This is a genomic window from Magnetospirillum moscoviense, assembly GCF_001650635.1.
Classification (GTDB): Bacteria; Pseudomonadota; Alphaproteobacteria; order Rhodospirillales; family Magnetospirillaceae; genus Magnetospirillum; species Magnetospirillum moscoviense.
The window spans coordinates 118,402-142,977 of the sequence record NZ_LWQU01000130.1 but is presented as its reverse complement, the minus strand read 5'-3'; the positions used below and the strand labels follow the sequence as shown (position 1 = coordinate 142,977).

Sequence of the window (24,576 nt, the reverse complement as noted above, 5' to 3'; positions counted from 1 at the left end):
CTCAACTCTCGACCAATTGCCGGTAAAGACCGTCGGCGGCGATCAGGGCGTCGTGGCGTCCCCGTTCCTGCACGCTGCCCCGGTCGAGGACGATGATTTCGTCGCAGTCGCGGATGGTGGACAGCCGATGGGCGATGATCAGGCAGGCGCAGCCGCGCCAGCGAATGCTGTCGATGACTTGGCGCTCGACCGCGCTGTCCATGGCGCTGGTGGCCTCGTCCAGGATCAGCACCGCCGGATGGGTGGCCAGGGCGCGGGCGATTTCGATGCGCTGGCGTTGGCCGCCGCTGAAATTCTGGCCGCCCTCGCGCAGCTGGTAGTCGTATCCTTCCGGGCGGGCGTTGATCTCGTCGTGGATCTGGGCGTCGCGGCCGGCCCGGATGATGCGCTCGTCGGGCATGGTCGGGTCCCACAGGCTGATATTGTCCGAGACGGTGCCGCGAAAAAGCATCACGTCCTGATCGACAAAGGCCAGCGATTCCCGCAAAGCCGCGCGGTCGATGGTGGCGGCCGCGATGCCGTCGAACATGATCGTGCCGCCCCACGGCTGGTACAGGCCGGCGATCAATCGGCCGATGGTCGATTTGCCGCTGCCCGAGGCGCCGACCAAGGCCACCCGGGTTCCCGGTTCCAGGTCCAGCGAGAAGTCCTTGATCAAAGGCGGCGCGGTGGGACTGAAGCCGAAGGTGACGCCGCGAAGCTGCACTCGGCCCGCCAGCTTCAGCCGGCCTGGCTCGCGCGGTGGAACGCCCTCTAAGGCGGCGGGGCGGAACTCGGCATCGATCTCGTGGACCAGAACGTCGTCCAGGCGGGTGATGTCGGCGGCCGCTTCGTGAACCTGGCCCCCCAGATGGACCAGATCGACCAGGGGGGCCGAGAAGCTGAACATCAGCGCCTGGAAGGCCACCAGGGTTCCGATGCTGATGGTGCCGTCCATCACCCGGAAGCCACCCACGATCAGGATAGCGGCCGAGCCCAGCATCGAGAGAAGGATGGGGGACATCCCCAGCAGCACGCGGGTCCGGGACAGGTCCTGTTCGGTATTGACCACCTTGGCCAGGTGGCCGGCCCAGCGGCTGAACAACAAATCCTCGGCTCCGCTGGCCTTGATGCTTTCGATGATCTGCAGTCCCTGCATGGCGACGCCGATCAGCTTTCCTTCATCTTGCAGCAGTTTCAGCGAGGCGTCCGAAAGGCGGCGGGCCACCAGCGCGAAGGCTGCCAGGTTCAGGGCGGCGAAGATGACGGCCAGGCCGGTCAGGACCAGGTCGAATTCGGCCATGATGGCGCCGTAGACCGCCATGGTGACCAGGCTCAGGGCGGTGACGGCCAGATCGCCGGCCAGAAGCTCCGAGACGCGGTCGTTCAGCATGACGCGCGAGGCGATGTCGCCGGCATAACGCTGCGAGAAGAAGCGCATCGGCAGGCGCAGCACCTGCCACAACAGGGCGGACGCCCCGCGCAGGACCAGCTTTGTCTGCAGGCGCAGCAGGGTGTGCTGGCGCAACCAGGTCAGGAACGCCCGCAAAAGCGCTGCCGCACCCATGCCGATCAAAAGCGGCGTCAGCCAGTCGGAAAAACCCTGGATCAGGATGTAATCGACGAAGATGCGGGAAAGGGCCGGCACCAGCAGGCCCGGAACCACCAGTCCCAGGCTGACCAGGGCGACGAAGGCGACCGCTGTGCCGGTGTCGTGCAGGCGCCGGATCAACCCGTCCCAGACGCTGCGTCGCCGTCCCCACCGGGTGAAGGATGGGCCGGGGGCGAAGGTCAGGACAATGCCGGTGAAGGCGGTGTCGAATTCGGCCCACGGGACCGCACGCGGGCCGCTGGCGGGATCGTTGACATAGACCCCGTGGCGCGAGAACCCTTCGACGACGATGAAGTGGTTGAAGTTCCAAAAGACCACGAAGGGCCGGGGGATGGTGCCCAGCGCCTCGGGTTCGCAGGTGAACCCCGTGGCGACGAGCCCTTCGGATCTGGCCGCCTTGACCATGCCGCTGGCCGAGGACCCGTCGCGGGACACGCCGCACTCGTAGCGCAGGACTTCCAACGGTATGTGGCGGCCGTAATGGCCAAGGATCATCGCCAGGCAGGCGGCTCCGCATTCCACCGCTTCCATTTGCAAGATGGTGGGGACGCGGATCCGGTTTCCGGTGGCCGGCCAAATGGGCGAGGGCCGGGTCATTCGAACAGGCGTTCGAACAAGGGAATCAACAAACCGATCAGGTGGACGCGGCGGACGGTAATGGTGCCTTCGGCCAGGGTCCCGGGGTTGATTTCCGTCTCGGGTCCAGCCGATGACGACCATTTGAAGCCATTGCGCGAGCCGGGATCGAGCGAGAGTTCGACCGCCACCTCGAACGGGGCCCCGCCGCCGGACAATTGCTGGGCCAATTGCTTGTTCTTCAGCTTGCGCAGCATGCCCTCCTCGGTCGATGGAATGGTGGCAACGCTGGTCACCGTGCCTTCCATGAAGCCGTATTCCTCGCGCTTCACGGTGGATGGCGAGATCTGCACATGCATCCCCGGCTGGACCTTCTTGCCGTCTTCGGGGCGGACATAGAGTTCGGCCATCAGATCGGTGCGGCGGCGGCCGCTTTGGGCTTGCGGCAGCATCGAGAACAAGGCGCGCCCGCTTTCGATCACTTCACCGGCATTGACCTTGAATTCGACGATCCGACCGGAATAGGGGCTGACCAGTTCACCCTTGCGCTTCAGCGCGTCGTGGGTGGCTTCTTCCTTTCTTTGGATACCGGCGATCTTCAGCTTCTGCTCGATCTGCTCCTTCTCCTTGAGCATGCCGAGGTTGCTTTCCTCAAGGTCGAGACGTTTGATTTCGTTGGCCGCCCGGGCCGCCTTTTCCCTGGTGGTGTTGATTTCGATCTTGGTGTCGATGACCCGGTTGCGGGCGATCAAGCCCTTGGCGGTCAGCTCGGAATCGACGGTCTCGCGTTCGCGCAGCCATTTCAGCCGGTCCTCGAGGAAGCTCAGTTCCTGGGCCAGGACCGCACGCTTCTGGGTCAGGAAGCCGCCTTGGGCCGTCCGTTCGCGCTGCTGGAACTCCATGATCCGCTGCAATTGGTTTTGCGCCTCGAAGGCCTCGGCCCTGGCGACGTCCAACTGGCTTTCGATGTCTGGCTGCGCGACATGGGCGACCACGGTGCCGCTTTCCACCCAGTCGCCGGGGACGACCAGAAAGCGGGTGATGCGACCCTGGCTCGATGAAATGACGTCCAGCACGCCGCCGGGGCTGATCAGAATTCCCCGCCCGGTGACCTTGATCGGCACGGTGCCGATGAAACTCCAGACCAGCCCGGCCGCCACCACCACGAACATGGTGGCGATGGTCACCCACGCCGCCGATGAGGTGACGTGCATGACCTGATCCAGTTGCTCCGGTGTCGAAAGGTGATCCAGCGATGTCTGGCGGAAGATCTGTCGGGCCATCGGTCGGTGCCTCCAATCCGGGACTCGCTCCCGGCGGGAAAGGCGAAGGCGCCGCAGGGGACGGGCTTGTTTGCTCCGGCTCCTGCGGCGACATCACTTAACGGCCTGGTTTAGGATCAGGGCTTTTTCTTGTAGATCGGAGCACCCAGCTTGCCGCCCGAGACCTTTTTAAGCTCTTCCGGGGTCAGTTCATGGGGCTTCTTGATCTCGTCGGCCTTCTTGTCCTTCATCGGATCAGGCTTATTCTTGTCGTTGCTGGTTTGATTGGTGGACATAGTTTTCTCCATTTCAATTTCTGTATCGCCCCCCGGCATGTGTCGACTTAATGAAGGCCCGTCAGCACTGGCGCCGGGTTGGTTGAAATATGCGGTGTCGTGGCAATACGATCTTCTGAATGTCGTGCGATTAAGCAGTGACCGCGTCCTGCGGGCTGCTGACGCCGGTATCCGCGTTCTTGCGGCGGCGGATCATGCCCAGGCCGAGCAGGCCGACACCCAGCAGGGCGAGCGGAGCGGGGGCCGGCACCTGGCGGACGTTGCTGAAGGATTCGAACTGGAAGTTGGTGCTGCCCTGACGCAGCAGGACGGTGACGGTCGGGGTGGTCAGGACGTAGAGGCCGGTATTGGCCAGGTCCGCCGTCAATTGCACCAACTGCGAACCGATCAGGAAGGCGAAGCCCTGATCATCGAAGGCGAAGGCGTTGACGTCCATGGCCGGACCGGTGTCGGTCTGGGCATTGCCGTCGCCGTCCAGGATCAGCGAGCTGCCGCTGGCAAGCAGCGGATACATCAGGTTGTCGGTGGGATTGTTGGCGCCGACGACGGTGCCGACCGGCTGCAGGGTGCTCAACGTGCCCGAGGCCAGCACGCTGTTGTCGGCCACCAGGATCTTGGTCAGGGAGCCGGTGATGGAATTGATGGTGTACGCCCCGTAATTGATGACGGCGCTGGGATTGGCGATGGTGGGGGCCGCCTGGTTGTGGTGGGCGTTGATGTAGTCGGCGGTGTTCAGCGTGAAGGTAAGGTCGTAGGTGATGCCGCTGCCGATCGGCGACGCGGCGGTGAAGTCGATGGTGATTTCACCGGCCTGGGCAGGGGTGCCAAGGGCGATGGCCAGGATGCCGACACTGATGACGCCGGCATACTTGAGAGAGTTGATGAATGCCATTTTGAAATTTCCTTTGATCAGACCATCGCTGCGAATGAATATTGCAAGCGGGTAACGGTTCTGACGCAGGAATCGTGCCACATGGCTAAGGCGTTGAAAAACAACGCTAAAGAATATTCATCTCGTGCTGCAGTGTAAAGTTTGGCGACATCGCTCGGCCCGGCGGCGGCGTGCCTTCAGCGCGCTTCGGCGACGGCCGGCCGGGGCGGCGACGGGTTATGGCGCCAGCCAGTAGCCGATGCCAATTCCGATGGCCAGCCAGACCAGGGCCTGGACCGACAAGACGACGATCAGGGCGAAGCCCTTGGGTGACGGGGTGCTGCTTTCGGTCATGGATGATCCCCCGCTGACGGTCAGGCCGGTCAGCGAGGTATAGCAGCGATGATCAGCGAAGCCTAAATGAATCGGCCCAGCCTGCTTTGGTGAACACGGTGTGGGAATTCCACAATCCCGCCGGCCGGCAGGCCGCGCAGAGAGTCCAAGGTGGCCTCGAGCCCCCGTGGCAGGCCGGTCGCGGCGCGGACGCCCAGTTCCCGCACGCAAAGGTCGGGCGACCCCAGGGAATGGCGGATGTCGCTGGAATGGGCGGCGGCGAAGTCGATTCGCGGCGTGACATGGATCAATCCGCCCAAGATCTCGATCAGGTGAAGCAGGGTGGTTTGTCTGCCGGTGCAGGCGTTGAAGATCCTGGCGGTTGGCGGCGGGTGCCGCATGGCGGCGACCAGATGATCGACCACGTCGCCCACATAGATGAAGTCGCGGGTCTGCAGGCCGTCACCGAAGACGGTGACCGGACTTCCCGCCAGCAGGCGGTTGGCGAAGATCGATATGACCCCCGAATAGGGTGAATGGGGGTCCTGGCGGGGGCCATAGACGTTGAAGAAGCGAAATCCGGTCGAGGGAATGCCGTGGACCAGGGTGCCGATCCGGGCGTGCAACTCGCACCCCAACTTGTCGGCGCCATAGGCGCTGAGCGGCAGGGTGCGGGCCGCTTCGTCCAGGGGCATGGTGGGGTTGTCGCCATACACCGCCGCCGACGACGCGTAAACCACCGGAATCCGCCCGCATCGGCGTGCGGCGTTCAGGATCGCGATGGTTCCGCTCAGGTTGGTGCGATGCGTGCCCAGCCAGTCCTCGTTGCTCTTTGGGACCGAGGCGATCGCCGCCAGGTGAAAGCAGCCGGCCGTACCGACCATGGCCGCCATGGCGGCGTTCGGATCGGCGACGTCACCGATGACCAGACGGGCGCCGTCCGGCACATTTTCTCGTCGTCCGGTGGAGAGATCATCGAGAATTCGTACCGCATGGCCCTCGTTCAAGAGCCATTCCGCAAGATGGCTGCCAATAAAACCGGCGCCTCCGGTGATCAGGTATATCGACATGTCGTCAAGACCCCGGACATATTGCCATAATATCAACAGACTTGGATCGGCGGAAGGTCCGGCATCCGAGCTTGCCTGCATATCTTATTGTGCTCCGCCTGGTGGCATCATCATCGGAAAACACTTAACCCGCGTCGGATACTTACTTGCGCATAGGAAGGCGTTTGAAGTCCTTGGGTAGACTGAAAGGCTGGCTTTACAGGAACCATAATGTGCGACCGCAACATGCCAGCCGTTCCGCGCTATTCAGAGGTTGGCCCGTTTATTGCTTGGTTTGGTGGGTATTGTGAACTTAAGGGGGAATTTCCGGAGCCCGTCATGGACGTCGGTTGCTGTCGAGGAGACACGCACGTGAAAACCAGAAATCTCATTTCATCGACGATTGGCCTGACATTGGCTGTCGCCTGTTATTCACCCGCCTCGGCCTCGCTTCTTCTGAGCGACACCGCAAGCACCTTTGCCGTCCTGGGCGGCGGCGGGGTCACCAGTTCCGGAGCCACCACCATCGACGGCAACGTCGGGGCAGCCCCCACCAATTCCGTTACCGGATTTCCCCCCGCCACCATCACCGGCGGCGCATTGTCCAGCACGACTGTGTCGCAACTCGCCCAGGCCGACGCCCTGGTCGCATATAATTTCCTGGCCCTTCAGCTGCCGACTCAGGTTTTGACAGGGGTGGATCTGGGCGGGCTGACTCTTTATCCCGGCGTCTACAAATTTGCCACGTCGGCGCAGTTGACCGGGGTGTTGACCCTTGATTCTCAGGGTGTCAGCAATTCGGTGTTCCTGTTCGAGATTGGCAGCACGCTGACGACGGCGTCGTCATCGGTGGTCTCGCTGATCAATGGTGATCCCGCCGACGGCGTGTATTGGCAAGTCGGGAGTTCGGCGACGCTGGGCGACAGCACGCTGTTTTTGGGAAATATCCTTGCCAACACCAGCATTACGCTTGCTCCGTTCGCGCAGATCGCCTGCGGCAGGGCGTTGGCCGGGATCAACGCGACCAGCGGCGCAGTCACCATGGCCGACGGCAATCGCGTTGCCATCAATGACGGCTCGGGGTGTGTGGGCGGCTATGGCGGCGGCTATGAATCCGTCTCCGGCGGTGGCTTTCGTCTGATCGGCCACTTGGTCGATGTGCCCGAGCCGGGCTCTTTGGCGCTTCTGGCCCTTGGCCTTGCCGGCCTTGGCCTGGCTCGTCGTCGGCAGGGCCCGAAGGTCTGACCGCAATTGGTCCTTTGATCGGACGTGGCCCTTCCGGCTGCGCCCGCCAAGGCGGTGGTGCGAAAGGCGACGTCATGAACAGCGTTCCCATCCCGGTTTTGCCTCAGGGCACGCCCCCGGATGAGATGGCCGATGCGATGCTCCGGTTCGTCCTGTGGCGGATCGGAGAGGAACCGGAGGGGATACGCTGGAGCGCCGGTCTGGCCCTGACCTGCCTTGCGCCGCCGATGGCCGATCCCCTGAGAGCCAAGGTCCATCGGCGACTTTCTTCCATCCTTTCGGCATGATCGGACCCCGCCATGGCGCCTCCGACGGAAATCCACGGCGTCGTTGCCGTGACGACGCGTAATTCCCCGGGTGAATTCATCGATCTGATCGTTCCCAACGCGGACGACAATGTCGGCGGCTGGTGTTCTGATCCGCCGCGGTGGCAGCCCTATTGCGGCCGCAGCTGGCTGGATCCCGGGCCGGCCGTCGGCCAGGCGCCATCTCCGCCCGAATCCCGCGACGATGATGTGGACTGATCCTTACCGGTCCGAGCGTCCGTAAACATCGTCCATGCGCACGATGTCGTCCTCGCCGACATATTCGCCGGATTGCACCTCGATCAGCAGCAGCGGGACCCGTCCCGGATTTTCCAGCCGGTGCGCCATGGTGGCGGGGATGAAAATGGATTCGTTCTCGCGCAGGATGTGGGTGGTTTCGCCCCGGGTGACCATTGCCGTCCCCTTGACCACCACCCAATGTTCCGAACGATGCCAATGTTTCTGCAGCGAGAGTTTGCCGCCTGGCTCGACGTGGATCTGCTTGACCTTGAAACGCTCGCCTTCCTCGATGGTCTCGAACCACCCCCACGGCCGCCAGCCCCTGGTTCCGGTGCTCACCTCGGCGCGGCCATCTTGTTTCAGATGCGTGACCATGGTGCCGATGTCGTGTTCGTGCGCCTTGTCGGTGACCAGCACGGCGTCGTCGGTGACCACCACGACCAGGTCGGTCAGCCCGATCGCCGTCAGCAGCCGGTCTTCGCTGCGCAGGTAGCAGCCCGACGATTGCAGGGCGACGACATCGCCGATAATCGCGTTGTCGTCGCCGTCCCTTGGCGATTCGCGCCACAGCTTCGCCCACGATCCGATATCGGACCAGCCCATATCGACGGGGACCGCCGCCAGCTTGGAGGAGTGCTCCATCACCGCATGATCGATCGACTGCGCCGGTATTTGGGCAAAGGCCTGATCATCCAGGTGAATGAACTTCGACTCGGACCGGCCTTGCGCCAGGGCGTCGCGGCACAGGGCGACCGTGCCGGGGGCGAAGGCCTCCAACTCGGCCAGGTACAGACCGACCGGCAGCAGGTAGATGCCGCTGTTCCAGCAATACTCGGCCGAAGCCAGGTATTCCCGGGCGGCTGTTTGGCCCGGCTTTTCGACGAACCGATCGACCCGGTAGCCGCCCGCAAGCGGCTTGCCGATCCGGATATATCCATAGGCGGGGTTGTCGGTGGTGGCGGTAATGCCAAAGGCGACCATGGCCCCCGATTCGGCCAGCATTGTCGCCACCTCGACCGCACGGCGCAAGGCGGCGGGATCGCCGACCAGGTGGTCGGACGGCATCAGCAGCATCAGGGCATCGGGATCCATGTCGGCCAGGATCAACGCCGCCACCGCCGCCGCCGGCGCGGTGCCGCGCCCGACCGGTTCGATCACCAGCGCCAAGGGGGCGACATCGATCTGCCCCAACTGCTCGGCGACGATGAAGCGATGCTCGGCGCTGCACACCACGATCGGCGGATGATCCAACCGCAGGGCGGTTTCCTGGAGCGGCGTGCGCGATGCCGTCAATTCCAGGAATTGCTTGGGAGTGAGGTCGCGCGACAGCGGCCACAATTGGGAATCGGCGCTGCCGGACAGGATTACCGGGGTCGGGTGCTTCATCGGACGAGACTCCTGAAGAAGAATGGGTCAGTCGGCGGTCGGGCAACGAACCGGTGGCTCGGTGACATCGTCCCCGGAACAGATGGCCGGCCAGGGACGACCGCTTCCTGCCGCCACCTGCGGGTCGAAGGGGTGGCGAAGTGCGGGGTAATAGGTTCGGATGCGAAGGACATAGGCCCTGGTCTCGGGGAATGGCGGAATGCCGCCATAATCGAACACCCGCTTTTCCCCGGCATTGTAGGCGGCCAGCGACAGCGAGACGTCGCCGCGGAAATAAGACAGCAGCCACCGCAGGTATTTCATGCCGGCGGTCAGGTTGCCGCGGACGTCCAGCGGGTCATCGATTCCGAACCGTTCAGCGGTTGCTGGAATCACCTGCATCAGGCCTTGCGCGTTGCGCGGCGAGACCGCGTCGGCCCGAAAGGCGGATTCCACCTGGATCACGGCCAAGACCAGGCGGGGGTCCAATCCGTGCAGCGGGGCGAGGTCGGAAACAAGCCTGGCGACCTCGGCCGGGGCGGCGACGGCGCGCCATGCGGCCGGCCCCGGTGGCGGCTTCCGCAAGGCGCATCGGGCCGCCAGGCCATCCGAGCCAATCCGGAAGCGTTCCATCACGGCGGCCGCCTGCGGGTCGCCATTGGCGGCGGCATCGGCCAGCCAGCGCCCGGCTTTGACGGCGTCTCGCCTGACGCCACGTCCCGACAGATACATCCAACCCAGATGGTATTGGGATTCGGCACTGCCGGCCTCGGCCGAGGGACAGTGCAGGGCCATGGCGCGGGCGGCTTCGCCGCTGGCATCCTCGTCATACTGGGCGTGAGCCATGGTGCTCCCGAGCATGGCCGCAGCAAAAACCATGAATATAATCGACGTGGTATTCATTATGTGGCTGTCCATAATGTTTGTTAGTTTGGCATTTGATTTTTGTTTTCAGGTCATTCGTGGTGAATTGTTTATTTTGCTTCGGTAAGGTGTCGGAGGCATGTTCTCTGATCGCTGAATAACTAGAATGTAGCCATGTATTTGCCATGAATGATATCTATAAGTATTGATTGAGTATTTCCCGAAGATACCCACCGCCCCGGTGTCTCGCTACCGTGGTCATGGGAAAAAGCAGCGACCACGATGTGGGGTGGTAGTGTTTTCGTCTGTTTTTTTCCAGTCTGCGTCACAAATAAAAAAATTTCATGGGAGAGACGTGTCATGAGCGTGCAAAGGAATATGCGTGAGCCGGAATCCACAATTGCCGTTATAGCTTACGAGTTGAATGCGGTTGCGCTAAAACTCGCGGCGGAGGCGGAGCAATTACTTCATCGCAACTGCTTTCCTGTTGTCGATGGGGCGCGGGTGGAAATGGAGATTGTTACGCGGATGGACGGTCTTATCGGCCACCTGCACGAGGCGTCGCTGGCGTTGCGCTATGTCCGTCACACCGGGCAAATGCCGCCACGGTGGCCGGGATCCAAATGATCTGGTCGAGAAGCACCCCGGTCGCGGCCCGGATGCGTGAACAGCCAGCCCGCCTTCCAGGCATGGAAGGCGGGCTTGGTTGTGGGGCTGCCATGTCGGCAGGTCAGGCGAGAATGGCGCCGTTGGCGGGGCCTTCGTCGGTCGCAGTGCTCCAGGTGTTCTGGCGCGACGCGAGGTGGGCCAGATACGACTTCAGTGTGTCCACGGAGACGGTGTGATGCGTCTTGTGGGCGCAGACCAGTTCTTGTGCGGCGCTGCAGCCGTCCAAGGCCTCTTCCTGCACGTTCTGCCAATTGGTTTTCGCCCAAAGAAGGTGCATCGAAATCGCGTGAAGGCTAAGTCTATTAGGAACAGGGGGGAGTAACATCGAATTATCTCCTAAATAATTGCTGCCACCAATGATGTGGCAAGATTTCAAAGCTGATTTTCGTGCAATGTGTTTCAAGTGTGACAGTATGTGTAGTGTATAGCATCGTATAACGTATATAAGTGTCGGAATTCACTCATTCATTGCATTAAAATAATGTGGAAATTGTGTAAGGATGGCATTACAAAAATCATATCAACAAAACTAACAACAGGAAAATCGTGATGAAAATGGCGCTAATGGTGTCGGAGGCGTTGTCGGCATCCGTGTAAGTTCCTTGGCTTTGGCCGGTATCTTGGCTGGGTATTTTCCGAATGTATTAGATGAGCGTTCCCTGGTTCTATTATCCGGGGTTCAGCTATCGAGTTAGGTGGGAAATGGCTCTGTCATCCGGTGATCTCCGTTCTCGGCCGGCTCCGTCCGCCCTTGGACTGCCGATTGTTGGCATCGGATGTTCGGCCGGAGGCCTGGATGCCACCGAACGGTTTCTGTCCAGCGTTCCCGCCGACAGCGGCATGGCCTTTGTCCTTATCCAGCATTTGTCGTCGGACCATGCCGGCGCTCTGGCCGAGTTGCTGCGTCCGGTCACCCGGATGACCGTGGTCCCCGTCAGCGATGGCATGGTGGTGGAGGCGAACGTGGTCTACGTCGTCCCGCCCGACAAGGACGTTTCGATCCATCACGGAATGTTGTCTCTGGCGCCGGCTTTCGAGCGGCATGGCATGCGTTTGCCCATCGACGCCTTCTTTCGCTCGCTGGCCGAGGATCGGCAGCAGGACGCCATCGGCGTGGTGCTTTCGGGACTGGAAGCCGATGGGGTGGCCGGTCTGGGTGCGATCAGGGAACGGGCTGGGCTGGCGCTGATTCAGGACCCGGCCGGTGCCCAGTCCGACGGCATTCCCCGGGTGGTCATCGCGGCGGGAGGCGTCGATATCGTGGCGCGGCCCGAGGACATGCCCGCGCTGATCGCCGCCTATCTCAAACATCCGATCCGGGCCAGGCCTGGAGATGCGGCGGCGGAAGCTTTGATCCAGGGCAAGCTTGACGAGATCATCACGTTGCTGCGCCGCCATGGCGGCAATGACTATTCACTGTACAAACGCACGGTCCTGATCCGACGGATCGAGCGGCGCATTGCGCTCAATCAGATCGCCAATCTGGCCGATTACCAGACCTATTTGCTCGGCAATCCGCACGAACTCGACTTGCTGTCCCGTGAGTTGCTGATCGGCGTCACCGCGTTCTTCCGCGATCCCGAGGTCTGGGAGGAGCTGGAGAGGACGACGATCCCGGAGATCCTGGCAAGACGATCCGATGGCGCCGCGGTGCGGGCCTGGGTTCCCGGATGCTCGACCGGTGAAGAAGCCTATTCCCTGGCGATCTTGTTCCGCGAGGCCATGGAACGCAGTAAGTCCGCAGACAGGGTAAAGGTGCTGATCTATGCCTCCGATCTCGATCATGAGGCGGTCATCCTGGCTCGCAAGGGGTGCTATTCCGGCGCGATTGCCGCCACCATGTCCCCAGAGCGGCTTGCGCAATTCTTCGTCGAGGATGATGGAAAATACCATGTGTGTAAGAAAATAAGGAATATGGTAGTATTCGCCCACCATAACATCATTGTAGACACGCCATTCAGCAAGCTTGATTTCATATCATGCCGTAATTTGCTGATATACTTCAATGATGCCCTCCGAGCGAAATTGATGCCAATTTTCAGTTACGCGTTGAATTCTGGCGGAACGCTTCTTCTTGGCGGATCAGAAAGTGCCGGTCCGCCGGCCAGTCTATTCGCACCGGTGGGGGGGGCGGCACATCTGTTCCGGCGGCTCGATCCGCCCGCGCCGGAGGTCAAGCCGCATCCCGGCGCGACACCCGGCCGTTCCGACGAGACGGCTTCCATGCCGCCGCGGGCGGTCGTGCTGGATAGTTTCGCGACCTTGACCGATCAGCTGATCCAGCAGACCTATGCTCCGCCGGCAGTGTTGATCAGCGGATCGGGCGATCTGCTCTATATCAGCGGGCAGATCGGGCCGTATCTGGAACCGGCGGCGGGCAAGGTCAACCTGAACATCCATGCGATGGCGCGTGGCGCCTTGCGGACGGTCCTGCCCGGCCTGATCCGCCGCGCCCAGCAGCAGGGCGGGACGATTCGCGGCGAGGATGTCGAGATCAAGATCAACGGAACGATGCAAGTCGTCGCCGTCACGGTTCAGTTGATCGACAGTCCAGAATCCCTGCGCGACCGCCTGCTGGTGGTCTTTCAAAACGTGGTGAGGCCGGAATCGGCGGCGAAAGGACCGGTGATGGCCGCTTTGGCCCGTAACGGCCATGCCTGGGAATTGCTGGAAGCGCGCGACGCCTTGCTGGTCATGCGCGAGGAAATGCGGTCTTCGGTCAACGAGTTGACCTCCAGCAACGAGGACCTGCAATCCGCCAACGAGGAATTGATGACCGCGAAGGAGGAGGTGCAGGCGATGAACGAGGAACTGCAGGCCATCCTCGTCGAGCGCCAAGCCAAGATCGACAGCCTGATCTCGGCCCAGAACGACACGGAAAATCTTCTCAATTGCATGGACGTCGCCACCATATTCCTGGACGGCGGGATGCACCTGCGCCGCTACACCCCATCGGCCACCAAGCTTTTCAAGCTGATGCCGGCCGATGTCGGTCGCCCGCTGTCGGACATGGTCAGCGTTCTCGACTATCCGCATCTGGTCGATGATGTCGAGGCGGTCCTGGGCTCCGAGACCTTCAAGGAACGTGAGGCCGACGCCCGGGATGGGCAGCGCTATCGGGTGCGCATATCGCCATACCGCACCAAGGACAATTCCATCGACGGAGTGGTCATCACCTTCGCGAACATCCGCAATCTGGAGGCGTCGGCGACGATGTATCGGCATTAACGCCTTCCCACTCCGGGGAGGCCGAGACGACAAGGAGCGGTCGGCCATGGGCGTTCGCGACGCGGCGAAGATCTGCGGCGACCGGATCGGTCTTCTTGATGCCGTTCATCGCCTGAAGAACCGTCAGACCCTGACGGTGGTCATGTTCCACCGGGTGCTTCCCGCCGCCCGCCTGGCCGGAGCGGACCCGGCCTACACCGTCAGCACCGAACTGTTTGGCCAGTGCCTGGCCTTCTTTCGCCGTCATTATGTCGTCGTCGATGTCGATGCGGTCATGGCCGCCCAGGGCGGCGGCGGCGTTCTGCCCGGGCGCAGCCTGCTGATCACCTTCGACGATGGCTGGGACGACAACCTTGAATACGCGGCGCCGATCCTGGCGGCCGAGGCGATGTCGGCGGTGACGTTTGCCAGCAGCGACGCGATCTTCGATGAGCGACCGTATTGGTGGCAAGAGGTGCTACTGGCGGCCATGCGCGACCAACGGGCCAGCGTCACGCAATTATGGAACGCGGTCGAGGGGGATGGCGCACCGCCTCCGGCCGACTGCGCCGCCCTCGATCTCCTGGTGCGCTATGGCGCCGTCGCCCCCGGCTGTCGCCACCAGGCGCTGTTGCCATGGATCGACCAGGAATCACCCCGTCACATGCTGACGCCTGGGCGGCTTCGGGACTTGGTCGCGGCGGGCATGCAGGTTGGGTCGCATGGCGCGGCCCATCTGCCGCTGACCATGATGGCTGAACCGCTCGAAGACCTCGAACGGTCGTGGCGAGCCCTGGAGGGCAGTCTGGCCGGGGCCTTCCGGCCCGCCATGTCGTTTCCCCATGGACGCTATTCCCCGGCGCTGATCTCTGCCGCCTTTTCCGCCGGGTTCAAGGTGCTGTTCACCAGCGACGGCGTTCTCAACCTGCTGAATGCCGGCCGGCCGGCGGCCGTTTTGGGACGGGTGGAAATCGCGGCCCAACACATCGCCGACAATCACGGGCGTCTGCAGCGCCATCGCCTTGCCACATGGTTGTTTCTGCGGCAACGCCGCCATCTGGGACGGCTGCGCTCGCTCTCCAATCTCCAAGAAAGCGATGTCCATGAGTGACGCGATCTCGCGGGTGCCGGTCTTCAACGTCAACCGCAGCCTGGTTCGAAGCTCGGCCTGGATGGTGGCGCTGCGCTGGACGCTGCGGTCCATCGGCCTAGTCAATACCTTCATCCTGGCCCGGCTACTGTCGCCCGAAGATTTCGGGTTGGCGGCCATGGCGGTGCTGGTGATCGGATTGGTCGAGGTTTTCGGCCAGACCGGGCAGATCCTGGCCCTGATCCGTCATCCCGATCCCAGTCGCGAGCATTTCGATACGGTATGGACCATGTCGATCCTGATCGGCACCGCCATCACCTTGATCTTATGGGGACTGGCGCCGTGGGCCGCCGGCTTCTTCCATGAGCCGCGCGCCATCGACATCATCGAGGTGCTGGCCTTGCGGGCCTTCATCGGTGGCTTCGAGAATATCGGTGTGGTTGCCTTTCGCAAGGACCTGCAGTTTTCCAAGGAATATTCCTATCAGGTCGCCCAGCGGGTCATCACCTTCATCTTCACCATCGCGGTGGCGTTGTGGCTGCAAAGCTATTGGGCCCTGGTCCTGGGCATTCTGGGCGGCCGCGTTTTCGCCGTGGCGATCAGCTACATGGTTCATCCCTATCGTCCCCGCCTGTGCCTGACCAAGACGGCCGAAATCTGGTCGTTCTCCGCCTGGATGCTGCTGGTCCATGTCGCCCAGTTCCTGCAAGACAAGATCGACGAAGTGGTCGTCGGCAACACCACCGATGCCGCCACCATGGGCAATTACAACGTCGCCGCCGATGCCGCCACGGCTCCGACCGTCGAACTGATCCTGCCCGCCAGCCGGGCCCTGTTCCCCATCTTCTCGCGGATCGCCGGCGACAAGTCCGCCCTGGCCGACGCCTATCTGGGGGTGTTCGCGACCACCGCCCTGGTGGTCTGCGCTACCGCCACCGGGGTGATGCTGGTGGCCGAGGACTTTGTCGCCGTTCTGCTGGGGCCGCGCTGGAGCAAGGCGGTGCCGTTGGTCGAATGGCTGGCCATGAGCGGAGCGTTCTATGCGATCATGCAAAGCGGCATCACCCTGATCGGGGCGTCGGGCCACGCCCGAACCAGCGCCGCCTTAGCGGTCAGCCGCGCTGCGCTGACGGTTCCGGCGATCGTCGCCGCCGCGTGGCTGGGCTCGGTCGAGACCGTCGCCGCCACCCGCACGATGGTGACCTTGGCGTTCATTCCCGGGGTGTTCGTCGCCCTGTCGCGGATCGTTCCCCTGCGCCCCGGCGATTGGCTGATCCGGCTGTGGCGGCCGGCCTTGTCCGCCGTCGCCATGGCGGCGGCGGTCCGCTGGGTCCATCCCCATTTTCCCGATCTGGCGCCGGTACGGCTGATCTTCGACATCGGTCTGGGGGCTTCGACCTACGCCGCCAGCCTGTTGCTCCTGTGGTGGCTGGCCGGCCGTCCGCCCGGGCCGGAATATGCCCTGATCAGCGCTTTCGCCCGCAAGCCGGCCCAGTCGATCCTTGAGCCGCAATCCCGCCATCTCCGGATTTTCGTCGTCAGCACCTTCTCGTCCCAGGCCGAAGGACGCCCCATGGCCAGGACGCCGCTGGCCTGGGGCCGCAATCGCGTCCGGCGGATGCTGGATATCGCCCAATGGCGGGTGTGGCGGCGGTGGGACTTCCATTACAGCACCTACCAGGATCGCATTGATTCCAACCGGGGCGACAGCGCCATTCGGCGCGCCACGATCCAGTTGCTGCGCAGCGCCTTTCCCGGCGATATCGATATCACCGAGTTCGGCTGGGATCAGGTCGACAAGGCGTTCGTCACCATGGCCAACCAGCGCGCCGATCTGGTGGTGATCGCCGGCGGCGGCTATATCTCGTGCGATGCCGACGGCAACCTGCCGGAGCGACTGTCCCGGCACCTCGAGGCCTATCGGTGCCTGACTTGCCCCATCGTCGGGTTCGGCTTGGGGCTGAATTGCCTGCTGTCCCAGCAAACCGGCCAGCCGGTGCTGACGGCGAAATCGACGGCGTTGCTTGAACAATTCGTCGATACCTTGACCCTGACCTCGGTGCGCGACGCGGTGACGCGCCAAGCCCTGGCGGTCGGAGCCAGCATGCCCGTCCTGATCCCCGACCCGGCGCTGCTGTTGACCGGCAAGGAGATCGTGCCGACGCGGCAAAGGCCGGACGGCACGGTGTGGCTGGGGCTCAACCTCGCCTTTCACGGACCGGCCTCGACGCGGCTGCTGGTGCGCCTGTTTCCGCTGGTGGTCGAAGTGTTGCAGGCGCTTGGCCGCACCCACCATTGCCGCATCTTCTATTTCGTCCATTCCGACGCCGAAAGGCTGATCCCCCGGCTGTTGCAAGGCGCCGGCATTCCGCTGACCGTGGTCGATGTCCCGCCAGAGGAGATGCTGTCGTGGTACGCCCTGTTGGATATCCATCTATGCGAGATGCTGCATTCCTGCATCCTGGCCACCAATGTCGGCGTGCCCACCCTTAACCTGGCTTATGATTCCAAGAACTGGGCCTTCTACGAGCTGATGGGGCTGACCGAGATCGTGCCGGCGGCGACCGCCAATGCCGCCGAGATCGTGGCGCACCTGACCAGGATGGTCGGCACGCGCGACATCCTCAATCTGGCGATCTTGCGGCGCAAGGAGGAATTGCGGGCGGATATGGATGGGTTCCTCGCCCGGGTGGTGGGAACGGTCAGCGATGAAGTCGCCGAAGAACCCGCTTGAGCCATTCCACCGGAAGGGCGGCGCGCAGCAGCAGCAAGGCGTTCTTGAGGGGGCGATTTCCCCGAACCATGGCGCGGACGATCAGGCCGGCGCCGTCCCGGCGCAGGCCGCGTCCCAGGGCCGCTCCGCCCAGCCGACCCAGCCGGTTGCCCATGATGGCGTTGACCTGGCGCGGGGTCAGGTGGTCATGCTGGGCCGCGATATGGCGGCGGATCATCGGCAGGGTATAGACCAACTGGTCTTGGAAATTGCCATTGGACAGGCTGTTGGGCGTCTCGTGGACCTGAACCAGCATGGCATCGACATAGCCCAGTTCGCCGGCCAGGGCCAAGCGGATCCACATATCCTGATCCTCGCCGACCTTCAGCGTCGTGTCGAAGGCCCCCGCCTTATTCAAGGCCTGGCGGCGGACGACGACGCTGGGGGTGGCGATGAAGTTGTAGGCCAGCAGGACCCGCCAGGCCTCACGCCCCCAGGCCGGCGGCCGGCCGGGATAGAGATTGCCGCAATCGCTGCCGTCGGGCGCGATCAGTCGGGCGCCGCAGGACACGAAATCCATGGCCGGATTGGCCCGCAGCAGATCCGTCTGACGAGCCAGCTTGGTTGGCATCCATTCGTCGTCGGCGTCCAGAAAAGCGATCAGATCACCGCGTGCGGCGCCGACGCCGTGATTGCGGGCATTGGCGGCGCCCCGGCACTGGTCCAGCCGGATCACCCGCACCACGCCGCCGGCGAAGTCGGCGGCCAGATCGGCGCTGCGGTCCGAACTGCCGTCATCGACGACGATGACCTCGAGCGGCGAGATGTCTTGGATAAACACCGACGCCAAGGCGCGGTGAAGGGTCCGGGCGGCATTATGGGCGGGGATGACGACGCTGACCAGTTCGTGCGGCATGCTTCTAAGCCCCCATCCCGTCCAGCCGCCATCGCAGCGAAAGCCCGGCGCGGATCAGCCCCGCCGAGACAGTGTGCCGATGCCACAATCCGCGGGTGAAGGTGTGTTCGGCGTTGGCGAAATCACGTTTGGCCTGACTGTCGCCGACGCCCCGGTCGATGCAGCGAATTCCCAGGGCATCGGCCTGTCCGATCAGCGATGCCACCAGGATGCGGCCGGGCGAGAAGGGTTGCAGGTCGGGATTGTAGACCGGGAACCAGAAGTGCAGCGTGCCGTGATGCATCAGGCCGAAATGCGACGCCACCCAGGTACTGCCGGCATGGAGCGTGCTCATCACCCCCCGGCACAGCGGATCGTCGCTTTTGACCAGTCGGCGCAGGAATTGCCGGGTCTTGGCGTCGGCCAGGCTGTCGGCCACCCCGGTCCGGGCGTATTGCTCGCGCTTTCGGGCGATCAGCCGGGTCAGTTCCGCGTCGGAATTGTCGTGGTGAAAGGACAGGCGAAGCGGGCCATGGGCCTCGATCAGCTTGCGCTCGCGCCGTTCGGTGTCGGCGACGAAACGCTTGTCCCGACGCTTGAGCGCTTCCCAATAGGCGGCGCTGCCCAAGGACAGATCGATGCGAAGGCCGGGCTGCGGCTGCGATCCCGCCAATCCGAAGCGCGCTTGTCCCTGGTCGAGATGGGTGAACAACAGCGCGTTCAGCCCGGCCAGGCGCAACAGCCGAAGTGGGGACAGTTCGCAATCGGGGGCGGCCACCAGGCCGAAGGAATCGTTCAACTCGCCGCCGACCCGCTGGCCAAAGCCCAACAATCGATGGGTCCGGCTGGCGAATTGATAGGGCAGGAAGGCGATCGTGCGGCCCTCGCGTTTGATCGCGCAGATCCGGATGCCGGGAAAGTCCTGCGCCGCCATCAGGATGTAGGGAAAGGCCAGAAACGCTGAGGCCAGATCCGGCGATGACGCGCAGATATCGGCCCACAGGGTGCGGTCCTGTAGGGAGACATCAAATGGTGAATAAGTATGTGAGTGATAATACTCAGACAATTATCTTCCAATCAATGTGAGTTCAATAGCTTGCTACGCTAGCACGTTTTGGATTGGCGGCGACTTTAATCTATGTCACGGTGAAAAATATTCGATATTTCTCGAATTAAAAACTATGATTGTATATGACGATGCTCGTAAAGATGTTATCCGTCTTTGTGGCGGGCCTTGTTGTTGCCGCAGATGTGTTGGCTTGCCCCGCCGATGCCGTCACCTGTGTGCGGGTCACCGGACAGGTCGGGGCGGGTGGGGCGCTGCCGGTCACCTTTGGGCAACCGTTCAGGCCGGGTGACGTGCCCGGCGGCGCCACCTTGATCGGGCGTGACGATCGCGGCGCGCCGGTGACGTTGCAGTTGGACGCTCGGGCCACCCATCCCGACGGCTCCTTGCGCTTCGCCGTGATCAGCGCCGATCTGGCCCATTCCCCGACGACCTTGGCGATTCTTCCCGGTCAGGCCCCGGCCATCGCGGTCCCGGCCAAGCCTGATTTCGACCTTGGCGTCGAGATCACCGTGTTCTCGCGCCAGGTCAGCGTGGTCAAATTCGGCGATCGTAAGGGCACCACGCCGGGGGTGCCGTTCCGGGTGGGCCAAACCATCACTCTGGCCATCGGCGACGAGCGGTTCAGTCTGGTGGTCGGTCCGACGATGTCCGGGGGCGACATGGCGCCTTTCATGCGGATCGCCCAGGCTTTCGTTGCGGTGATCAACGGACAAAGCACCCGCTATGGCGCCCGCTGGAACGGCGCCAATGACGGCTATGAGAAATTGTGGGTCACCACCATCCGGCGCGGCGAGACGTTTGTCGTGTCGGCGGATCATGACGGGCCGGGGCGGGTGTCGGTGTTGCCCTATCTGGCCGTCGAGCCGCCCGCGACGTGGGTGGCGGCTTTGCCGCCGAAAACAGCGGGGGCGGTGTGGCTGGCCGGCCCGGTGGCGGATGAACAGGCCATCGTCGTGCCCTTCACCTCGCCCGTCACCGGCCAGGTCCATCCGCAGCTATCGGCCCGGCTGCATGTCCGCCGGTACGGCCAGTCCAAGGCGGTTCGCGCCGACGTGATCCTCGAGAACGGCTGGGCCACCGAGCCGGACCCGCGGAACTTCACCTATGATATCGCCATCCGACGCAATGGGGTGGTCGCCTATCACCATGAGGACGTCTCCCATACCCATCGCGCCCGTTGGCACAAGGTGGTGTGGTCCGACGGATTCTCCGAGCCCGAGATCGCCCAGCACATCCCCTATCTGCTGCAATCCGGGGCGGTCCCGCATTTCGACCCCACCCTGGTGATTCCGGCAGCCGTCGTTCAGCGTGACGTGGCGTCCTTCGCCAAGCGCGACACCGGTCCGCTGGGGACGGCCCAGGTGATGACCTATATGCCGACCGCCGGCGGCCGGCCGGATATCGGCTTGTTGCCGCGTTGGGCGGTGGTCGCCCTGCTGACCATGGATTCCGGGGCGCGGGCGATCTTGTTCGCCAACGCCGATGCCGGGGCCGGGGTTCCGCTTCATTACCGCGACAAGCGTACCGACTTGCCGATCAGCCTTGACGATCACCCGACCATGGTCATGGGGCCGGGCCGTGCGCGCCCTCGCGATGCCTTTCCGGCCGTCACCATCGGCGACAGCCCGTGGACGGCACAAATCGCCCATCATCCGTCCTTGTCCTATCTGCCCTATCTGCTGTCGGGCGATCTGTTCTATCTGGAAGAGGTGGCCTTCTGGGCCAATTGGGTGCTGGCCAGCGTCGATCCGGTCTATCGCGGCGGATCGGCCGGACTGATCTTCGCCAACGAGGTGCGCGGCCAGGCCTGGTCGTTGCGAACCTTGGGCGAGGCAGCGTTGATCCTGCCCGATTCCCATCCGATGAAGGGCTATTTCAACAGCCGCTTGGCGGCCAATGTCGCCTGGTACATCAAGCGATATGCCGGCAATGCCGATCCGGCGCAAGGCTCGGTGCTCGGGATCATCGCCAAGCCGGACGATCCGGGGGTGATGGCGCCCTGGCAGCAGGATTTCCTGTTCATGGCCTTCGGTCAATTGGCCCAGCAGGGGGTTCCCGGGGCCGAGGAGGTGCTGCGCTGGTTGGGGCGGTTTTCGGTTGGCCGCTGGGCCGCCGATGCCGACGGGTTCTGCCACCAGATGGCGCCGGCCTATTACATCAAGATCCGCGAGCGGGGCGGGCCCATCCTTCCCACCTGGCGCGCCTTGTTCGAGTTGAACTGGCCCGACGTCAAGGTGTGCCCGCCGGCCTTTCCCTTCGGGGAACCGGACAGTGCCGGGGGTTATGTCGCCAACGCCAACGCCGTCCTGGCCATTGCCGCCGATTTCGACATCGCCGGCGCGGCCATGGCGTACAGGCGGCTGCAGGTCGAGGCCCCGGGCATGGTGCGGGCCTTCCCGACCAACCCGACCTTCGCCATCGTGCCGCGCGGCATCCGGCGGTGACCGCCAGTCCCGCCCCGGCCATCGTCAAGCTGCAATCCGTCGAGTTGGCGCGAGCCGTCGCCGCCATTGCCGTCGTTTTGTATCACGCCGCCCGTCATCTCGATAAGAATGTCGGCTTTCCGCTGGGCAAGCAGGCCTTTCAGTTCGGTCATGCCGGGGTGGATTTCTTCTTCGTCATCAGCGGCTTCATCATCTTGCATGTCCATGGCGGCGACCTGGGCCGGCCCCGGCGACTGGGCCATTACGCGGCCCGCCGCTTCACCCGCATCTATCCCATCTACTGGGTCATCCTGGGCTTGACCGTGGCGGCTGCGTTTTGGTCGGGCCGGATTGCTGCGCCGACTGCCGCCCAGGTGGGATGGGCGGCAACCCTGTTGCCGACGCGGGCGGAACCGCTGGTCGGCGTCGCCTGGACCTTGCAGCACGAGATCATCTTCTACGCGGTTTTCGCCGTCCTGATCCTTCATCGCGGCGCAGGTCTGGCCCTGCTGGGCGTGTGGCTTGCCGCCATCGCCGTCGCGCTTGCCGGGCAGCCGGTCGGGCTGATGCCGGTCTTCGTTTCGGCCTATAATTTGGAATTCTTTCTGGGCATGGGCGCGGCCTGGTGGGTGCGGCAAGACCCTGTGGCCTTTTCCCGCGACATTCTTTGGGTGGGGCTGACGCTCATCACGGCCTTGGCCGCCGCCGAGGTGGCCGGCTGGTTCGATGGTTACGCCCCCTCGACCCGCTGGAGCTATGGCCTGGCTTCGGCTTTGATCGTCGTCGGATTGGTGGGGCGGGAACGTGGCGGCCATTTCCGGTCGGCAGCGGCGATGGCGTGGCTGGGGCGTGCGTCCTATTCCATCTATCTGTTCCACCTGACCTTTATCGGCCTGGCGGACAAGCTGTGGGACCGCATCGGGCTGGGCGAGTGGGTCTGGGCGCGATACGCAATCCTGGTGGTCGCCGGGATCGGCGGCGGCATCGTGGTGTCGCGGCTGGTGGAATATCCGCTGATGCGCCTGGTCCGCCGTCTGTTCCGCTATTTGTCCCGTTGATAGCGCTCTGCCGCCAAGCCGGCGGCGAAGGCCGCCGCCAGCGCCGCGCCCTTGTTTTCCTGGAACAGCCGTCCCGATTCCCGCAGCAGCAGGTCCAGGGCGTCGCTCGATGCCGGGGGGGAATGCTTGGGCTGGACCAGGGCACGGCGCAGGGCGGCCCAGGCGGCCAGGGCGGCCGCCAGCAACATCCCTGACACCACAAGGGTGGCGCCGATCGGCCCCATGCTGGCCGCTTGCCACAGCCATAGCGCCACGGCGGCGGCGGCGATGGCGGCGGTGGCCAACACGGCGCTGGCCACCGCCCACAAGGTGGCGGCGGCCAGGCTGTTGGATGGCGATTGCCGACTTCCGGTCGCGCTGCCTTGAACCAAGGACAGAACCACCGCTCGGATGATGGGCTCCATCGCTCGGCGGCCCTAGCGCGGAAGCAATCGACTGCCGAGGAAGCCTGCGGCGAAGGCCAGCAACAGGAAGACCACCGGCCGTTCCTCGACCTGGTGGCCGATGGCCTTGACCGTGCGTTCGCCCTGGGCCGCCAGGTCGTGATAGGCCTGGCGCATGTCGTCGCCCAGATGGACGGCCAGGCCTTTGGCTCCGGCTACGTCGCTGGCGACGATTCCGGACATGGTGGTGAGCAGGGCGGCCAGATCGCGCTTCAGAGTGGCGATATCGGCCATCACCAATTGCAGATCCGGAGACTTGGCGCCAATCGCCTCGGGTGTGGTCAGGTCGGCCATGGAAGATTCTCCATATTATGGATATTAATCAATAAAGTGAGAATGGGTCTAATAGTGGCTGGCGTAGAGTTGTGGAAACTACTCAATTTGATTGAGCATGGGCTGCGCGTTTATATGTGTAGGTACATGCCGATACTATTGTCTGGCGCGCGTTTCAATGTGTGATGTGGAGATTGTGCGGGATTCTCCCGCTCAAGCCCAATCCTGCGAGGATTTATCATGAAACTTTTCACCATTCACTCGGGACGGGCCATTGCCGTGGCCGGGTTTATCGGCGCCGCCCTTGCCACCCTGCCGGTGTCGAACTCCTGGGCCCAGCCGTCCGACAGTCCGACCAAGACCATGTCGTCGGGCAAGGCTATGCGTGATCCGGGCGATGGCGAGCGCAAGATCAAGGAAATTCACGACAAGCTGCGCATCACGTCGGCGCAGGAGGAATTGTGGAACAACGTCGCCCAGACCATGCGCGACAACGCCAAGACCTTCCAGGCCGGCCGGGCCGACATGATGTCGCGCGGCAAGACCATGACCGTGGTGGACAGCCTGAAGCTCAGGCAGGGCATGCTCGAACAATATTCCAGCGGACTGAAGCAACTGGTCCCTCAGGTCGAAGCGCTTTACGCGGTTCTCAGCCCCGAGCAGAAGAAGCAGGCCGACCTGATCATGGCCCAGCATCACGACAAGGACCATCGCCGCCACTACGACTACAAATAGACTG

At 63.4% G+C, this 24,576-nt stretch carries 22 protein-coding genes; 10 read left to right on the top strand and 12 right to left on the bottom strand.

Translation table 11 applies throughout. From position 1 onward, the window contains the following. Position 1 precedes the first annotated feature (1 nt). The 5 genes from A6A05_RS08695 to A6A05_RS08680 all read right to left on the bottom strand — a co-directional run bounded on the left by A6A05_RS08695 (position 2) and on the right by A6A05_RS08680 (position 5,999). Positions 2–2,188 carry an NHLP family bacteriocin export ABC transporter peptidase/permease/ATPase subunit gene (locus tag A6A05_RS08695; RefSeq protein WP_068499458.1) on the bottom strand — a complete coding sequence of 729 codons (2,187 nt, stop codon included), beginning with the start codon at positions 2,186–2,188 and terminating at the stop codon, positions 2–4. Beyond that, positions 2,185–3,450 (bottom strand): NHLP bacteriocin system secretion protein, encoded by a 1,266-nt coding sequence (locus A6A05_RS08690; RefSeq protein WP_068499453.1) that lies wholly within the window; start codon positions 3,448–3,450, stop codon positions 2,185–2,187. The genes A6A05_RS08695 and A6A05_RS08690 overlap by 4 nt, the downstream gene beginning before the upstream one ends. A gap of 116 nt (positions 3,451–3,566) precedes the next feature. Beyond that, on the bottom strand, positions 3,567–3,725 hold the full coding sequence (locus A6A05_RS20775) for a hypothetical protein (RefSeq protein WP_156520970.1): 159 nt from the start codon (positions 3,723–3,725) through the stop codon (positions 3,567–3,569). Between the two features lie 130 nt (positions 3,726–3,855). Further along, positions 3,856–4,617, bottom strand: a complete 762-nt coding sequence (locus tag A6A05_RS08685; protein WP_068499452.1) for a PEP-CTERM sorting domain-containing protein — start codon at positions 4,615–4,617, stop codon at positions 3,856–3,858. 395 nt (positions 4,618–5,012) lie between these two features. Beyond that, complete coding sequence (locus tag A6A05_RS08680) at positions 5,013–5,999, bottom strand: NAD-dependent epimerase/dehydratase family protein (protein ID WP_068499450.1); 987 nt, start codon at positions 5,997–5,999, stop codon at positions 5,013–5,015. A 318-nt stretch (positions 6,000–6,317) separates the two neighbouring features. Between A6A05_RS08680 and A6A05_RS08675 the strand changes: the two genes are divergently transcribed. From A6A05_RS08675 to A6A05_RS08670, 3 genes are all read left to right on the top strand, one after another. Then, complete coding sequence (locus A6A05_RS08675) at positions 6,318–7,223, top strand: ice-binding family protein (RefSeq protein WP_216635778.1); 906 nt, start codon at positions 6,318–6,320, stop codon at positions 7,221–7,223. Positions 7,224–7,297: 74 nt separating this feature from the next. Further along, positions 7,298–7,510, top strand: coding sequence for a hypothetical protein (locus A6A05_RS20770; RefSeq protein ID WP_156520969.1), 213 nt, complete (start codon positions 7,298–7,300; stop codon positions 7,508–7,510). 12 nt (positions 7,511–7,522) lie between these two features. Next, positions 7,523–7,747 (top strand): hypothetical protein, encoded by a 225-nt coding sequence (locus A6A05_RS08670; protein ID WP_068499446.1) that lies wholly within the window; start codon positions 7,523–7,525, stop codon positions 7,745–7,747. A gap of 3 nt (positions 7,748–7,750) precedes the next feature. Here A6A05_RS08670 and A6A05_RS08665 read toward each other — a convergent pair whose 3' ends face one another. Together A6A05_RS08665 and A6A05_RS08660 are read right to left on the bottom strand one after the other, a co-directional pair. Beyond that, positions 7,751–9,154 (bottom strand): mannose-1-phosphate guanylyltransferase/mannose-6-phosphate isomerase, encoded by a 1,404-nt coding sequence (locus A6A05_RS08665; protein WP_068499444.1) that lies wholly within the window; start codon positions 9,152–9,154, stop codon positions 7,751–7,753. Positions 9,155–9,181: 27 nt separating this feature from the next. Further along, complete coding sequence (locus A6A05_RS08660) at positions 9,182–9,979, bottom strand: lytic transglycosylase domain-containing protein (protein ID WP_068499442.1); 798 nt, start codon at positions 9,977–9,979, stop codon at positions 9,182–9,184. A 378-nt stretch (positions 9,980–10,357) separates the two neighbouring features. Here A6A05_RS08660 and A6A05_RS08655 point away from each other — a divergent pair, with 378 nt between their 5' ends. Then, positions 10,358–10,624, top strand: a complete 267-nt coding sequence (locus A6A05_RS08655) for a hypothetical protein (protein WP_068499440.1) — start codon at positions 10,358–10,360, stop codon at positions 10,622–10,624. A 103-nt stretch (positions 10,625–10,727) separates the two neighbouring features. Here A6A05_RS08655 and A6A05_RS08650 read toward each other — a convergent pair whose 3' ends face one another. Next, entirely contained in the window at positions 10,728–10,943 is a 216-nt protein-coding gene (locus tag A6A05_RS08650) for a hypothetical protein (RefSeq protein WP_068499438.1), read from the bottom strand. Positions 10,944–11,368: 425 nt separating this feature from the next. Here A6A05_RS08650 and A6A05_RS08645 point away from each other — a divergent pair, with 425 nt between their 5' ends. From A6A05_RS08645 to A6A05_RS08635, 3 genes are read left to right on the top strand one after another with little or no spacing between them, the layout of a single operon-like run. Then, positions 11,369–13,894: a chemotaxis protein CheB gene (locus A6A05_RS08645; protein ID WP_216635777.1), complete on the top strand. Its 2,526-nt coding sequence runs from the start codon at positions 11,369–11,371 to the stop codon at positions 13,892–13,894. Positions 13,895–13,940: 46 nt separating this feature from the next. Continuing rightward, complete coding sequence (locus tag A6A05_RS08640; protein WP_068499437.1) at positions 13,941–14,984, top strand: polysaccharide deacetylase family protein; 1,044 nt, start codon at positions 13,941–13,943, stop codon at positions 14,982–14,984. Beyond that, positions 14,977–17,697, top strand: coding sequence for an oligosaccharide flippase family protein (locus A6A05_RS08635; RefSeq protein ID WP_068499434.1), 2,721 nt, complete (start codon positions 14,977–14,979; stop codon positions 17,695–17,697). The genes A6A05_RS08640 and A6A05_RS08635 overlap by 8 nt, the downstream gene beginning before the upstream one ends. Here the strand turns inward: A6A05_RS08635 and A6A05_RS08630 are convergent. Both A6A05_RS08630 and A6A05_RS08625 read right to left on the bottom strand, forming a co-directional pair. Next, positions 17,666–18,592, bottom strand: a complete 927-nt coding sequence (locus A6A05_RS08630; protein ID WP_068499433.1) for a glycosyltransferase family 2 protein — start codon at positions 18,590–18,592, stop codon at positions 17,666–17,668. The two genes, A6A05_RS08635 and A6A05_RS08630, sit on opposite strands and share 32 nt — an antisense overlap. Before the next feature lie 4 nt (positions 18,593–18,596). Beyond that, positions 18,597–19,505, bottom strand: a complete 909-nt coding sequence (locus tag A6A05_RS08625; protein ID WP_068499432.1) for a GNAT family N-acetyltransferase — start codon at positions 19,503–19,505, stop codon at positions 18,597–18,599. Positions 19,506–19,825: 320 nt separating this feature from the next. On the opposite strand from A6A05_RS08625, the gene A6A05_RS21290 reads away from it, so the two are divergent. Together A6A05_RS21290 and A6A05_RS21285 are read left to right on the top strand one after the other, a co-directional pair. Beyond that, positions 19,826–22,084 carry an RIFT barrel domain-containing protein gene (locus A6A05_RS21290; RefSeq protein ID WP_216635776.1) on the top strand — a complete coding sequence of 753 codons (2,259 nt, stop codon included), beginning with the start codon at positions 19,826–19,828 and terminating at the stop codon, positions 22,082–22,084. Then, on the top strand, positions 22,081–23,121 hold the full coding sequence (locus A6A05_RS21285) for an acyltransferase family protein (RefSeq protein WP_068499429.1): 1,041 nt from the start codon (positions 22,081–22,083) through the stop codon (positions 23,119–23,121). Before A6A05_RS21290 ends, A6A05_RS21285 begins: the two co-directional genes overlap by 4 nt. Here the strand turns inward: A6A05_RS21285 and A6A05_RS08610 are convergent. Next, positions 23,106–23,525, bottom strand: coding sequence for a hypothetical protein (locus tag A6A05_RS08610; protein WP_068499427.1), 420 nt, complete (start codon positions 23,523–23,525; stop codon positions 23,106–23,108). The genes A6A05_RS21285 and A6A05_RS08610 overlap by 16 nt on opposite strands. A gap of 12 nt (positions 23,526–23,537) precedes the next feature. Beyond that, positions 23,538–23,858, bottom strand: coding sequence for a hypothetical protein (locus tag A6A05_RS08605; protein WP_068499424.1), 321 nt, complete (start codon positions 23,856–23,858; stop codon positions 23,538–23,540). 219 nt (positions 23,859–24,077) lie between these two features. Between A6A05_RS08605 and A6A05_RS08600 the strand changes: the two genes are divergently transcribed. Beyond that, positions 24,078–24,572, top strand: coding sequence for a Spy/CpxP family protein refolding chaperone (locus A6A05_RS08600; RefSeq protein ID WP_082910809.1), 495 nt, complete (start codon positions 24,078–24,080; stop codon positions 24,570–24,572). The last annotated feature ends 4 nt before the right edge of the window (positions 24,573–24,576 follow it).